Source organism: Mesorhizobium sp. CA16 (assembly GCF_020165175.1).
In the GTDB taxonomy this organism is placed as follows: Bacteria; Pseudomonadota; Alphaproteobacteria; order Rhizobiales; family Rhizobiaceae; genus Mesorhizobium.
In genome coordinates, this window is record NZ_JAIUHP010000008.1 from 104,329 (window position 1) to 117,892 (window position 13,564).

Below are 13,564 nucleotides of genomic sequence, written 5' to 3' on the forward strand. Positions count from 1 at the left end.
TAGGACGCTTTCGCCGTTCCCATGAAACGCTGCGGCGTCACAGACACGCAGCGCCGCGCGGAGGCGTGGCTCGCCGATGGCGATCCTGCATCGACAGACGGCGACGCGCTTACCCAGGTCATTGCGGCGCCGAGGTCTCTGGGTTATTTTAGCAGTTAGTTGAATGCGCGATCTGCCTTGCCATCGCAGGCGCGTTCCTTGCCGTCTTGGCAGATTGTGAAGTCTTTAACAGACCGCGATGCCGCAAGCTGCGTTCTTGTGGCCGACGGGTGATAGCAGTTAGGGATTTTACCATGCTGCGATGCTGCGCGCTGATTGCAGCCTTGATCCTCGTGGGCCTCGCGACGGTGCAGGCGCACGCCGATCGAAGGGTTGCGCTTGTCATCGGCAATTCCGAATATCGCGAAATCCCGGCGCTGAAGAATCCGGACAAGGACGCCGACGACGTGTCGAGCACGTTCCGGCTGGCCGGCTTCGATGTGTTCGTCGCCAAGGATCTCACCAAGCTCCAGTTCGAGAAGGAATTTCGCAATTATCTCGCGGCGGCGGACGGCGCCGATCTGGCGGTCGTCTACTATTCCGGCCACGGCTTTCAGATCGGCGGCGAGAATTTCCTGATCCCGGTCGACGCGTCGCTCAAGGATGCGGCCGACATCGAGGTCCAGGCGGTCAAGCTCGACGACGTCCTGCAACAGTTGCGCGCCAAATCGAAGATCCAGGTGATCATCCTCGATGCCTGCCGCAACAACCCGTTCCCGCGCAAGGATTACTGGCTGCGCGACCAGTTGATCGCGGCCGGCGGCACCGGCCTCGCGCAGGTGAAAAGCTCGCTGAACACGCTGATCGCCTTCGCCACGGAACCCGGCGCCGTCGCCTATGACGGGTCCGGCGATCTCAGCCCGTTTTCATCCGCCTTCTCGCGCCGCGCGCTGGCGCCGAACCAGGAGATACGCTCGGTCATGGCGGCCGTCCGCCGCGATGTGGTCGAGGCCACCAAGGGCGCGCAGGTTCCCTGGGAAAATTCCTCGCTGATCGACGAGGTGGTGCTGATGCGCCGCGCCAGCCGGCCGGCTTTGCCGCCGGTGCTGGAAAAGACCGTACCGTCGGGCGTCGGTCCGGTCGCGCTCGACCTGCCGGTGCCAGTCGATGTCGATGGCGGCTCGGTCACCATCAGCATCGAAAGGCCGCCGGCGCTGGGGCGTCTGATCCTGGACGGCAAGCCGGTCGCGACGGGCGAGCCGATAGAGGGCAAGGATCTGCCGCGGCTCGCGATGGATGTGCCGAAGGGCGCCGACGCCGAGGACCAGGTCGATATGCTGGCCTATGCCGCGCATGACGAATGGGGCGGCGGATCGCAGGGCATACTGGTGTTCCGGGTCAAGAATGGCGAGGGTGCCGCGGGCAAGCAGCTTGTCGCCTCGCTCGAGTCGAAACAGAAGCAGCAGGTGGTGGAGCGCGGCATCCACATCGCCGGCGCCGCCGAGGCGATCGAGAACCGCGACGTCAAGATTCCGGTCGGTGTCGGCCCGGTGCCGCTGAAGCTGGATTTCCCGACCAACGATCCGGCCGTAAGCGTGAAGCTTGCGAGCTATCCGGCAACCGGGACGCTGTCCCTGCCGGATCGGACCCTATCGCCGCAATCGAGCCTGATGGCCGACGAGGTCGATAAACTGCGCTACGAACCGCAGATAGGCGCGGTCAAGCCATTGATAGTCGGCGTCGAAATCAGAGCTGACAACACATCGTCGAAGCCGGCGACGATGAAGCTTTCGCCGAGTGTCGACCCGTGCGACACGCAGGCAGGCGAACCCTTGGACCTGCAGGGCGTCGTTCCCGGCCTGTTGCCGAACGAGATCGGCGAAGGCGCGGTGGAGGCCTGCCGGGCGGCCGTGAAGGCCTATCCCGATGTCGCCCGCTTCCACTATGAACTCGGCCGCGCGCTGCTCGCCGCCGGCAAGGTCGAGGAGGCCAAGAAGGCGATCAAGGAAGCCGCTGACCAGGGACATGTCCGCGCTGTATTCGAGCTGGGCTACCTCAACGCGACCGGCACGGGTATGCCCGCCAACCGCAAGCAGGCCAACGCTTTCTATGCCGCGGCGTCCGACAAAGGCGATCCCTATGGAATGACTTCATGGGGCCGCGCCTTGTTCAACGGTTACGGCGTCGACCGCGATACCGGCAAGGGGCTGGACCTGCTGCTCAAGGCGGCGGCGATGGGCCATACCTATGCGATGAACGACCTTGCGGCGATCTTCACCGAAGGCCGCAACGGCGTGCCGGCCGATCCGGCTCGCGCCGTGGCCTTCCTCAAGGCCGGCGTCGAGCGGCAGGACATGTATTCGATGAACCTGCTTGGGCGCAATTATCTCTCCGGCACGGGGGTCGAGAAGGATCCCAAAACCGCGCTCACGCTGTTCCAGAAGTCGATGGATCTCGGCCAGCCCTATGCCCCCGGCAGCCTTGCACGCATGTACAGGGACGGTGTCGGCGTGCAGCAGGACCTGGCAGAGGCGCAAAGGCTGTTCGAGCTGGCGACCGATCGCGGCGATCAGTCGGCCGCATATGATCGCGCGGCGCTGGAGATGCAAAGAGGCGACAAGGCCGACCAGGCGGTGGCCGCGCGCTATCTTGCTTTCGCGGCCGCGCTCGATCTTCGCAACGAGATTCCGGACGCAAAGGCGACGCTCGCGAAATTTGGAGCCAAGGCGAAGACAGCGGCTCTGAAACACATGCGTGCGGAACTCAAATCCAAGATTTCGGCGGACGGCTCGTTGGACGATCAACTGGTCAAGACGGCCAGGGCGGTCTGGGAACAAGCCAATCCGCGACGGGACCTGTTCTGATCAGCAAGGAGGCAATGTTGTGGGCTGGGCATCGAAACACGCAATCGTCGCAACAATCCTGTCCGGTGCTCTCGCAGTCGCGGGCTGCACGACCGTGACGCCCAGGGTCGAGCCGGCCCCGACGGAGAAGCACAGGACGAAGGCTGTTCGCACGACGACCGCGCCAAAAGTCGTCGAGCGCAAGAAGGTCACCGCCAAGAAACTGATCAAGCCCGTTCAGACCGAAACCGCCCCTGTCATTGCACCGATAGGCGGGGGAGGGGGCAGTGGCGGAGGCGGCGGAGGCGGTTGGGGATGAGGACTCGGTAGCTGCGGCCGAGTCGTTTATCAAGTCCGCGTAACCGCTCGCCAAGCCGGGGCAAGTGCTCTATGCTCCGATCACATGCCGGTATCGAGATCGGGTTGTCCTGGCGGGGGCGTTCCATGTTCGAAGTCGTCGCATTCTGGCGAAAAATGCGAGTCAAGGCCGCGGCATTTGGCTTGGTCGTTGCCGCGCTGCTGGTCTTCGGATCGCAGGCTGCGAGCGCCGCGCCGAATTGGACGCTCGATCCTTCCGCTTCGGTGCTCACCTACCAGTCGGTCAAGAAGAACACGATCGTCGAGACCAACAAGATCAGGAACATCACCGGCACGCTGAGTTCCGCCGGCGACGCCAGGATCAGCTTCGACCTCAATTCCGTCGATACGGGCGTCGACTTGCGCAACGTTCGCATGCGTTTCCTGTTTTTCGAGACATTCACCTATCCGACGGCCGAAGTGACGGCGAAGGTGGATCCGGCGGCGTTCGCCGATTTGCCTACCAAGCGCCGCGTGAAGACGACACTGCCGTTCCGCCTCAGCCTGCATGGCGTCGACAAGGATCTCGAGGCAAGCGTCGTCGTCACCATGATCAGCGACACCCAGGTTTCCGTCGCTTCGGAAGCGCCCGTCGCGGTCCATGTCGAGGATTTCGGCCTCCTGCCCAACATCGACAAATTGCAGCAGGCGGCCAACGTGACCAACATCGTGCCCACGGCGTCGGTGTCCTTCGATTTCGTCTTCACCGCCGAAGGCGCCAAGCCGGCCGCCGTGCAGACCGTTGCGGCCTCGACCGCCGAGGTCGGCCCCGTCGCCACCGATGCCGCGAAAGCCAATTTCAGCGACGAGGAATGCCTCAACCGGTTTGCCGTGCTCTCGCGCACCGGCGCCATCTATTTCCGCCAGGCGAGCGCGAGGCTCGACGCCAAGAGCCGCCCGCTGCTGGCGGAGGTCGAGGGCGTCGTCGGCAAATGCCCGGCCCTCAAGGTCGAAGTGTCCGGCTATACCGATTCCGACGGATCGCCCGAGGCGAACAAGGCGCTCTCCGAGCGGCGCGCCCAGGCGGTCGCCGATGCGCTTATCGCCGACGGCGTGCCGCGCAACCAGATAAGCTCGGCCGGTTATGGCGAGGACAAGCCGGTCGCCGCCAACGACACGCCCAAGAACAAGGCGCTCAACCGGCGGATCGAATTCTCCGCCAGCAAGCTCACCAACTGAGGTGACGGTGGGTCCTGGTCCGATCGCCTTTTGCGGTGGCCTGCTTCGCGCCGCGGGAGTTGTGGCGCTTGCCCTGATTCTGACGATGGCCGCCGCAAATGCCGAGCGGCGCGTCGCGCTCGTGCTCGGCAACTCGCAATATCAGCACGCGGCGCCGCTCGCCAATCCGGCGCGGGATGCGCAGGCCATGGCCGATCGGCTCAAGGACCTCGACTTCGAGGTGGTCTCCGGCTTCGACCTCACCAAGCAGCAGACACAGACTACGGTCGCGCAGTTTGCCAAGCAGGTGCGGGGCGCCGACATCGCGCTTTTCTTCTATGCCGGCCATGGCCTGCAGGTCTCCGGCAAGAATTATCTGCTTCCGGTCGACGCCGCGCTCGAGGACGAGACCTCGCTCGATTTCGAGGCCGTCTCTGTCGATTTCGTCCTGCGCCAGATGTCGCGCGAGACCAGCATAAGACTGGTTTTCCTGGACGCTTGCCGCGACAATCCGCTTGCCGACGTGCTGGCGAAGACCGCCGGCATCAAGGGCGCTAGCAGCGGCCTCGCCGAAATTCCGATCGAGAATGGCGGCGCCGGCACGCTTGTCGCCTTCGCCGCAAGTCCGAACCAGCTCGCCTATGACGGTTCGGGCGACCACTCGCCGTTCACCACGGCGCTGCTCCAGCATATCGGCGAAGCCAACGTCTCCATCACCGAAGCGATGAACAGGGTGACCAGCGATGTCTTCAAGGCCACTGCCGGCAAGCAGCGCCCCTGGATCAACGTCTCGCTGACCACCAAGGTCGTCCTGCACAGGATCGATCTCAATGCGCCGCTGATCGTCGGCGAGGCAGGCCCGCCGCAGGCCGAAGCGGGCTCCGGGACGCGCAACACCGGCGCGGCGTCCGGCCAGACCGACGAACAGCTTGCGCTCAATGCGCTGCGTGAAAGAATCCCGAAGCTGGCGACGGACGGGCCGATCTTTTTCGATCGCCCGGTCAAGTTTGGCGACCCGGCGATCGACGGCAAGAGCATAGCCCAACTGATCAAGGGAAAACCGCTTTTCAGTCCGGTCGAAGGCCTCGACAAGTCGGTCTGGCAAGGCAAGCACTGCGACGGCTGCCACGAGTGGAACGAGACCCGCCTTTGCGAGCAGGCGAAGAATTTCGCTGCCAACGACGTCTCCGTGCTGCGCCTGCAGCATCCGCTCGGCACGCGCTTCAAGGTCGCTTTGGCCAGGTGGGCGCAAGGCGGCTGTAAATGATTTTCCTGGAGTTACCTAATACGCGTCGACCGATTGCCGCTGCGCCTCCATCTCCACGATCTGGATGCCCATATCGACGAAGGCCGAAAGCACGCCAAAACGATCCGCGGTCGAGACGCGCGCCAGCCCCGCCAGGATTCCGGCGTTGACGGCGTGGGCGGCGGGAAATCCAGTCGACAGCATATCGAAGGCCGGGTCGCGCCACGCCGCGGACAGAGCGATCCAAGCAGCCGGCGTCGTCGGCGCCGGATCGACGGCGTCGCCCAGCGCCGTTCGATAGCGGGGATTGCCAGGCTCGCCGACCCAGTCATTGACCAGCGCCAGCAATTCGAGGTCCCTATCGGCAAGGAGTTCTGAGAGATGGCTCAGGCATTCATGCCCCCACCAGACCGCGGCGCGTTCCGGCAGGAGATAGGCACAGAACGTGACAGCCTCCTCCGGCACGCGCCCGGCGAGCAGGGCGCGGCAGAACTCAAGCGGGGATTGATTGGCGGCCGGCGATTTCATGTCCCGGGCGATCGCGGGACAGGCAAGAAAGAGATCTCTTGCGGTTCTGTATCCGAGTTCGTTGGCCATGGCTGCCAAACCCCGAGAGCCAGCTGACAACCACTCAAGCCTTTAGCCGCGAGCCGGTCAAGCCTTAGAGCCGGATGAACCCGCCTCTAAATCAAAGAACTAGAGCGTGATGCCGCCCGAAACCGCTTCATATTTTCGGCATCATGCTCTAGCTTTTAGCAGGTGGCGGCCATCGGCAACGTGCGCTTGTTCACAGACAATCGCTTCAAGATTTGATATGGTGCGCGCCAGCGAAACCCGCTCAAACAGGAGTGACGGTCATGCGGTGGGGCAGCTCAGCCTTGGCATTGGCGACCGTGCTTTTTTCAACGCACGTTTATGCCGATCCGCTACAGAAATCGGAAGACATCGTGAAGTTCTTCGCTGGCCAGGGTAATCTTGGCGCGTCGCGCGGTATCTGCGTCGGCACCGAGGAAGAGTGCAAGAGCAAAGCCGACAAGAACGAGGCGCCCCAAAAGGGCAGCCTCGACATGATGATCAATTTCGCCCTGGATTCGGCCCAGCTCGACCAGACCGCCCGCACGGAGCTGGACGAGTTCGCCAAGGCGCTGAAGGACAATAGGCTGAGCACGTTCAGCTTCGTCGTCGAAGGCCACACCGACGCGACCGGTACGGATCGCTACAACCAGGACCTGTCGCAGCGAAGGGCGCAATCGGTGGCGGCCTTCCTGACGGCGAACGGCGTTCAATCTACCCGCCTCGAGCCGATCGGCCTGGGCAAGTCGCATCCGCGCGTCGCCAATCCCTACGATCCGGTCAACCGCCGGGTGGAAATGCGGATCAGGACGCAATAGGCGGCCGCCCCTGTCTCCAAACGGCTCATGGCGAGACAGCCGGCCCGCCGACCGGCCGGGCTTTGTCTCGGTCAGTTCTTGAGCGCACCGCCTACCGCGATGCCGGTGCCGAAGATCAGCGCCTTGGTGATTTCCGTGAAATCAGCGCAAACGCCGGGAATTGGTTGAAGCCGCCCCAACCTCGTCATTCTATGGTCTGCGCGGCGTCGCTTCGCTCCTTGCTCCGCCATAGAATGACGATCGCGATGGGCGTTTCGGCTAATCTTCAATGCATGCCATCTGCCAACGCAAAGAGAGGTCAAAATCCCTGTGCAGTGCCGTTAGCCGGGCTCCAGCGTATTCTGGATCGAACCTATCAGCGCGGTGATCGCCTGCTTGTATTTTTCGAATTCCGGAGACGTCTGCCGGATTTCGGTCGTGGTCGTCGCCGGCTGGCCTTGGTCGGTCACCACGCGCGGCGCTTTCTGCCCCATTTTCCGCTCGGCCCAGTCCACGACATAACTGGCGGTCTTGCCGGTAAGGAACGGGTTGGCCTGGATGACGGCTGATCCCAGAACCGCGGTCAATTGCGACGAGCCCGGTGCCGCCAGCACCTGATGCGCCCCTTCCATGCCGAGGAAATGGCAAAGATAGAGGCGACCGGCGGTGATCTGGTGGCCGCGGGCGCGCAGATAGGCTTCGCCTTCGCGCGCCAGGTTGCGCACCATCTCGCGCGACAGCGTCGCGTCGTAGCGGAGCGCCAAAAGGTCGGCGGTCGAAAGCGAGCGGGCGAGATCGGGACGATAGGTGTTCATCATGCGGATCCAGGTCTTGGAGATGAACTGGCCGGCGCCGGTCGCGGACGAAAGCGGGTTCTTGGCACGGGCGCTGCCGCCGCTTTCGACGTGCACGATCCGGTCGGTCAGCGTCTCGACGGCGGAATCCCCTGAGCCGCCGGAGCTGACGGAAACGGCGGTGGCGACCGAAGTGACCGTGCCCAGCGGATCGATCGCCACGCCATTCTGATAGAGTTCGAAATGCAGATGCGGGCCGGTCGAAAGCCCTGTTGTGCCGATATAGCCGATGACGTCGCCGGCCTTCACCTTGGTGCCGACCCCGCTGGCGATGGCGAATTTCTGCATATGCGCATAACGCGTCTCGCGGCCGTTGGCATGCGTGATCTTCACCAGATTGCCGTAGCCGCCGCCATCGCCCTGAAAGGAGATCGCGCCGTTGAAGGCGGCCACGATCGGTGTGCCGACCGGAGCCGCCCAGTCGACGCCCTTGTGGATTCGAACCGTGCCGAGGATCGGATGCTTGCGCGGGCCGAAGGTCGAGGTCATCACTCCGGCGACCGGTGTGACCATGCCGTTGGTGACGGTCAGCGATCGCACCTGATCGTCGCCCGTCACGCAGGCATACTGGCCGTCGCTCTGCTGGAAGACGAAACAGTCGAGGCTCTTTTGCGCGCCCTGGACGCCGACATAGAGAACCCGTCCGGAGATTTCGCCCTGGCCGCGCGGCGTCTGCGAATAGATCAGCACCAGGCGCTGGTCCTCGCTGGCAAAGGCGTCGAGGTCCTGCCCCCGCGACAGATACATGATCGCCTCGCCGATGACGCTGGTCGGCACCTTGTTGCGTGCTGCCGTCGAATAGATCGCGTCGAGCAGGCGGTACTGCCGCTTGGGCCCGCCCTGGTCCGAGGCGCCGGAATAGTTGAAGAGGTCCTCGCGAACCCACGGATCCACGCCCGACACGAAGGCGCCGGCCGCATTACGCGTCAGCGTGCCGACATAGACATTCTTGGCGTAGATCGAGACCTGCATCAGCGACATCGTCGTCGTCTCGCGGTTCGGACGGAACCCGCGCATGGCCACCACAAAGCCGGGCTCCAGCCCGTCGCGGTTGAACAGCGTCTTCAGCGCCTCGCCCGCAAGCTTCGCGTCGTCGGCGGAGAAATGCGCGTCGAGCGCCACGCTGTCCAGGCTGCGGTCGTTGAGGATCTTCACGAAGGTATCCTCGGTCGCCTCGAAGCGCTGGTATTCGCTGGCGACGGTCGCCACGGTCGTGTTGTTCTCGACCGCGGTCTTCTTGAAAGCCGGGAGCGCGGCTTCCCCCTGGTCGATGGTCTCGCCCCAGCCGGCCTCGGGATCGTCGGCGTCGGCCTTGGTCGCCGGGCCGGCGTCGCTCTCGTCAGGCGCCGCCTGGAGATCGTTCTCGAGGTCGCCCTGCGGATCGCCCTGTTGATCGTCTGGCGCCGCGGCCGGAGCGGGCGGTGCCGGTTGCGCGTCGTCGGGCGTCGCCGCCGATGGCTTGGAAGCGGCCTGCCGCTGCGCCTGGAAGAAGGCGAAATCCTCCTGCGTCGACGGGATCGTCGTCATGAACTTCTCGCTGGCGCTCAGCATCACGTCGGACAGGATCTCGATTTGCGGCGAAGCTCCGGAACTGTCGAGCTCAGCCGGACGCGCGACGGTCTTGCCCTTAGTCGCGGTGTCGGCATCGGGCGCCAGCGTGATCCACATCGGATCGCCGGCGAGATCGATGATCGCCGGCACATAGACCGAGGCATCGGGCGGCACGTCTTCCATGCCCTCGACGGGATGCAGCTCCTCGTCCTCGTCGCCAAACGACCAATAGTCCTTGGTCAGGTAGAAGCCGGTGGCCAAAGCGACGACGGCGAGCGTTGCGGCCCCTGCAAGGATTCCGCGCCGGAGCTTGCGCCGGCGCTCGGCCAAGCGCGCCAGCTTTTTCTGTTTGAAGCTCGTGTCGATCGAGTGCGTCACGGGCTGTTTCCGGTCAGGAAATAGGTCCAGCGCACCTGCTCCTGCGTATCGACCTCGACGAAGCGCGCCGCGATATGGCCGCGCTGCCAGCACTCTTCGATGCCACGGATCGAAAAGCGCCGCCGGTCGATGCACATCTCGGTCGATCCGTTGAGGATCGCGTGGCCGAAGACGTCCGTCGCATAGAGATAGATATAGCGGTTGGTGAGCTCCTCGCGGATGACGTTGACGCACTGGTTGGCGCCGATGGTCCACCAGCCGTCCGTCTGGTCGGCATTGTCGACTTTCTGTCCGACCGCGAGATTCACGACGTCGAGCGTCTGGTTGCAGACGGTGAATTCGGCATGCGCCTTGGCGGGCGAAAAGATCCAGAACAGCGCCGCGCCGAGCAGCGCCGCAAGCGTGATGCGGCTCGGCAATCGGAGCCGGCTACGCTGCTTGCGTGGCGAGGGCTGGTCCAAATAACGCAGGCGGCGAAGGTCCATCGGCGTTCATGCTATCCGCCAAGCCGGAAATAGGTGGCCGTGGCGGAGAACTGCGATCCATCGGCCTCGATCTCCTCGAGGATCCTCGGCAAAAGCTCCGAGGCCGGCGTCGGCCTGGAGAACATGGCGGCCTGGATGTCCTTGGGGCCGGTGATTACCAGCATGATCTGCGGCACCGCTTTGGCGGCTGCTTTGTCGGCGGCAGCGAGACCGATCGGGATGTTGAAGGTCACCTTGTCGGTCTGCGGCACCATGCGGTCGTCGAGGTTGAAGGCGATGCCCTTGTGGTCGATCAGCATGATGTTCGAGACAAGCCCGCCGCCCGTATACAGCGCGCCGCTGACCGGCGATCCGTCGGGGACCGATGTCCGGTCGAGGACAAGCTGTGGCTTTGCAGCCGAGCTTCGGTCGAGGAAGCGAAGGAAAGTGGGCACGCCGCACTGCGGCGGGGTGATCAGGCGCACACTGATGTCCGGCTCGGCGTGAAACCTGGACTGGAAATCATTGAGCAATTGTTCGAAGGGCTGCACCGCCGTTGCGTATCCCTCGATCGTCGGGGTGGCGCCAGGTCCGGAAGTGACGTTCGCGTAAAAACAGCTGCCGCCGCTGAAATCACGCACCCAGGAGCGCTGGTCGTTCCACTTGATCATGTCGTCTTCCGCTGAAGGAAGCGCCGGCTTGGGCACATTGATGGCAACGTCGGTGTTGTCGGGCTGCTTGGCTGCCGGCGGCTGCGCTTGCTGCGCTGGTTGTGCCGGCGCGATCGGCGTTTCCGGCTGGCTGGGTGTTGGGGTCTGCGCCTTCGGCTCGGCCGGCTGAGGGGTCGGCTGCGTCGATGCCTGGCTTTGCGAAGCTGGAGGTGGGGAAGCCGCCGGCTTGGGCAACTTGGAAAGCATCTCCACGAGCTCTTTTACGCTCGGCTTGGCCGCCGGTGGATTTGCCTCTTGCGCCGGCTTGTTCTCAGCCGCCTGGCTCGGTTCCGGCGTCTTGGCTGCCGGCTTGCCTGCAGGCTGCGCCGGCTTGTGGCTTTCGGTGGCCGCTGGCGCGGGAGCCGGCGCAGGCTTCGGCGATTGCGCCGCCGGCGGTTGCGCCGGTTTGGTCTCGACCTGTGGGAGATGCGGTTGGCTGTTGGCCTCGCTCTCCGGCTGAGTGGCAGGCCGGGCCGGCCTCTCGTAGGGCGTCTTTGCCTCCGCATCGGGTTGGACAGGCGGCTTCGCCGTCTCGATGGTGGCGGCGCCGTCAGGCTTCGGCGCCTGCGGCTGAGCCGCGGCCGGTGCCTGCGTCTGAGGTTTCGGCGCCTCTGGTGGCTGCGCCTCGGCCACCGGCTTGGCGGCTTCGGCGACCGGCTTCGGCGTCAGTGGCTTGGGTGTTACCGTTGCCGGCGGGGGCGCCAGGACACCGCTGAAATAAACGCCGCCCCCGACCAGCGCAGCGAGAGCCGCGACCCCGCCGGCGATGGCGGGCATACGCGAAGTCTTTTTGGGTGCGGCCGGTGCGGGCGCACTGGCCGGGGCGGCTGCCGGCGCGGGCCGTGGCTCCGACAGATATGCGGGACGCACATGCTCAACGAAGCGGGGCTCGCCGGGAGACGCCGGCGGCTGCGGTTTGGAATCCGGCAGCGCCGTCCAACCGGCGCGCGGCAGGCCGGAGCGTTCGCGTGCCCCAAACGACACCGGCGGCGGCAATGTCGCCTCGAGATCCTCGCCGCGCGAGGCCCTGGCAATCTCGACCATGCTGGCCGGCCGGTCGCGCGGATCCGGCTGCAGCATGGCTTCGATCAGCTCGCGGAAATCGGGATCGATATCCGACAGGTCCGGCACGGCCCGGCGCTTTTCGATGACCTCATATTGCGACCCGCTCATGTCGAGCGGCTTTCCGCGCAGCGCCGCGGCCAGCACCAGGCCGAGGCTGTAGATGTCGGATTGCTCGCTGACCTCGCCGCCATAGAGGCCGAGCTGTTCCGGCGAGACGTAGTTGTATTTGCCGGCGAATTTGCCTCCGATCAGCGTTTCGCCCCCGACGGTGGCCGACCGGGCGATGCCGAAATCGATGATCTTGGCGCGCTCGACCTGCCCGCCCGGCAAAATGATGTTATCCGGCGAGAGGTCGCGGTGCACCGCACCGGCCTTATGCACTGCGGCGAGCCCCGATGCGAGCCGATGGCAAAGCCGGCGCACGTCCTCTCCGGGCATCGGCCCGCGCCGCATGACGTCGAACAGCGATTGGCCATCCACGAACTCCATCGCCAGATAGGGGCGGCCGATCCCCGTATCGATGGTGAAGACGTGGTAGCGAACCACCGCGTCGTGCGACAGATGGTTGAGGATCGATGCTTCCTTGCGGAACAGCGACAGGATCGTCTGATCGCGGGCGAATTCGGGCAACACGATCTTGATCGCCACATGGTCGCCGGTCTGGATGTTGTGGCCGCGATAAACTTCACCCATGCCGCCGGAGGCGATCCTCTCGTCGAGTTCGTAGATGCCGCTGAGCTGCGTGCCGACACCCGCATAGGTGACGTTCGCCGAAATTCGCGTCCTGTCGTCGTCGCTCATCTGGCCAGGCCCTCCGCTGCGGACCGATCCGGATGGAGCGCGCCACTCTGCCCGCCGCCGATCTTCACGAGCACGATAGTCACATTGTCGGTTCCGCCGCGCGCCAGCACGGTTTTCAAGAGGTTCTCGCATGCCGTCCGCGGCGTGGCGGATCTGACCGCGGCCTCGATCTCGGCGTCGCTGACATGCGCGGTCAATCCGTCTGTGCCCAGAACGAAGACATCGCCCGCCATCAGCTCGCCCTGCTGGAAATCGATCTCGAGCTCGTCGCTGACGCCGATCGCATGCGTGATCACGTTGCGGCGCGGCCAGACGCGCGCTTCCTCGGCGCTGATCATGCCGCGGTCGAGCAATTCCTGCACCTCGGTGTGATCCTTGGAAACCTGGGAGATCGAGCCGTTGCGGACGAGATAGATGCGGCTGTCGCCGGCCCACAGGCAGGCGAAGCGCCCATCCATGGCAAGCAGGGCCGCGAAAGTGGAGCCGATGGTGATGCCGCGCGAGCGCGAGATGTTGCGGATCTCGGCGTTGGCGCGGCTGAGCCTGTCCTCGAAGCGGGCACGAAGATCCGGCGCCGAGCTCGCAATTCCGATCGTCGCCAGATGGTCGACGATGCTGGCCGAGGCGACTTCGCCGGCCTCATGGCCGCCCATGCCGTCGGCCACCACCCACAGCCCGGTCTGCGGCTCGATGAGGTAATTGTCTTCATTGTGGTCGCGCACGCAGCCCTTGTGGCTCACGCCGAAGCTGTCGATGGGGAGGGCGACAGTGCTCAATTTGCCACCAAG

At 64.7% G+C, this 13,564-nt stretch carries 9 protein-coding genes; 4 read left to right on the forward strand and 5 right to left on the reverse strand.

Annotation, left to right across the window (positions count from 1 at the left end):
- The first annotated feature begins 293 nt into the window (after window positions 1-293).
- The 3 genes from LB525_RS13715 (at window position 294) to LB525_RS13725 (ending at window position 5,604) form a co-directional block, all read left to right on the forward strand.
- On the forward strand, window positions 294-2,843 hold the full coding sequence (locus LB525_RS13715; RefSeq protein ID WP_224545014.1) for a caspase family protein: 2,550 nt from the start codon (window positions 294-296) through the stop codon (window positions 2,841-2,843).
- 423 nt (window positions 2,844-3,266) lie between these two features.
- Window positions 3,267-4,358, forward strand: a complete 1,092-nt coding sequence (locus tag LB525_RS13720) for an OmpA family protein (protein WP_224545015.1) — start codon at window positions 3,267-3,269, stop codon at window positions 4,356-4,358.
- Window positions 4,359-4,443: 85 nt separating this feature from the next.
- The gene (locus LB525_RS13725) at window positions 4,444-5,604 is read left to right on the forward strand and encodes a caspase domain-containing protein (RefSeq protein ID WP_224545016.1); all 1,161 of its coding nucleotides are present in this window, start codon (window positions 4,444-4,446) and stop codon (window positions 5,602-5,604) included.
- A 15-nt stretch (window positions 5,605-5,619) separates the two neighbouring features.
- Here LB525_RS13725 and LB525_RS13730 read toward each other — a convergent pair whose 3' ends face one another.
- Complete coding sequence (locus LB525_RS13730) at window positions 5,620-6,180, reverse strand: DUF6931 family protein (protein ID WP_224545017.1); 561 nt, start codon at window positions 6,178-6,180, stop codon at window positions 5,620-5,622.
- A gap of 260 nt (window positions 6,181-6,440) precedes the next feature.
- Between LB525_RS13730 and LB525_RS13735 the strand changes: the two genes are divergently transcribed.
- Window positions 6,441-6,974 carry an OmpA family protein gene (locus LB525_RS13735; RefSeq protein ID WP_224523530.1) on the forward strand — a complete coding sequence of 178 codons (534 nt, stop codon included), beginning with the start codon at window positions 6,441-6,443 and terminating at the stop codon, window positions 6,972-6,974.
- A 320-nt stretch (window positions 6,975-7,294) separates the two neighbouring features.
- Here the strand turns inward: LB525_RS13735 and LB525_RS13740 are convergent, their stop codons facing one another.
- Genes LB525_RS13740 through LB525_RS13755 form a run of 4 tightly spaced genes read right to left on the reverse strand, consistent with a single transcriptional unit; the run spans window position 7,295 to window position 13,552 of the window.
- A complete protein-coding gene (locus LB525_RS13740) occupies window positions 7,295-9,736 on the reverse strand; it encodes a M23 family metallopeptidase (protein WP_224545018.1) in 2,442 nt (813 codons plus the stop codon).
- Complete coding sequence (locus tag LB525_RS13745; protein ID WP_224545019.1) at window positions 9,733-10,221, reverse strand: DUF1036 domain-containing protein; 489 nt, start codon at window positions 10,219-10,221, stop codon at window positions 9,733-9,735. The genes LB525_RS13740 and LB525_RS13745 overlap by 4 nt, the downstream gene beginning before the upstream one ends.
- 11 nt (window positions 10,222-10,232) lie before the next feature.
- Window positions 10,233-12,776 (reverse strand): serine/threonine-protein kinase, encoded by a 2,544-nt coding sequence (locus tag LB525_RS13750; RefSeq protein WP_224545020.1) that lies wholly within the window; start codon window positions 12,774-12,776, stop codon window positions 10,233-10,235.
- A complete protein-coding gene (locus LB525_RS13755) occupies window positions 12,773-13,552 on the reverse strand; it encodes a PP2C family protein-serine/threonine phosphatase (protein ID WP_224545021.1) in 780 nt (259 codons plus the stop codon). Before LB525_RS13755 ends, LB525_RS13750 begins: the two co-directional genes overlap by 4 nt.
- Window positions 13,553-13,564 lie beyond the last annotated feature (12 nt).

What these genes read in the sequence shown, in the direction of transcription:
- LB525_RS13715 (WP_224545014.1), top strand. Translation starts at nt 294, where the DNA reads ATGCTGCGATGCTGCGCGCTGATTGCAGCCTTGATCCTCGTGGGCCTC.
- LB525_RS13720 (WP_224545015.1), top strand. Translation starts at nt 3,267, where the DNA reads ATGTTCGAAGTCGTCGCATTCTGGCGAAAAATGCGAGTCAAGGCCGCG.
- LB525_RS13725 (WP_224545016.1), top strand. Translation starts at nt 4,444, where the DNA reads ATGGCCGCCGCAAATGCCGAGCGGCGCGTCGCGCTCGTGCTCGGCAAC.
- LB525_RS13730 (WP_224545017.1), bottom strand. Translation starts at nt 6,180, where the DNA reads ATGGCCAACGAACTCGGATACAGAACCGCAAGAGATCTCTTTCTTGCC.
- LB525_RS13735 (WP_224523530.1), top strand. Translation starts at nt 6,441, where the DNA reads ATGCGGTGGGGCAGCTCAGCCTTGGCATTGGCGACCGTGCTTTTTTCA.
- LB525_RS13745 (WP_224545019.1), bottom strand. Translation starts at nt 10,221, where the DNA reads ATGGACCTTCGCCGCCTGCGTTATTTGGACCAGCCCTCGCCACGCAAG.
- LB525_RS13750 (WP_224545020.1), bottom strand. Translation starts at nt 12,776, where the DNA reads ATGAGCGACGACGACAGGACGCGAATTTCGGCGAACGTCACCTATGCG.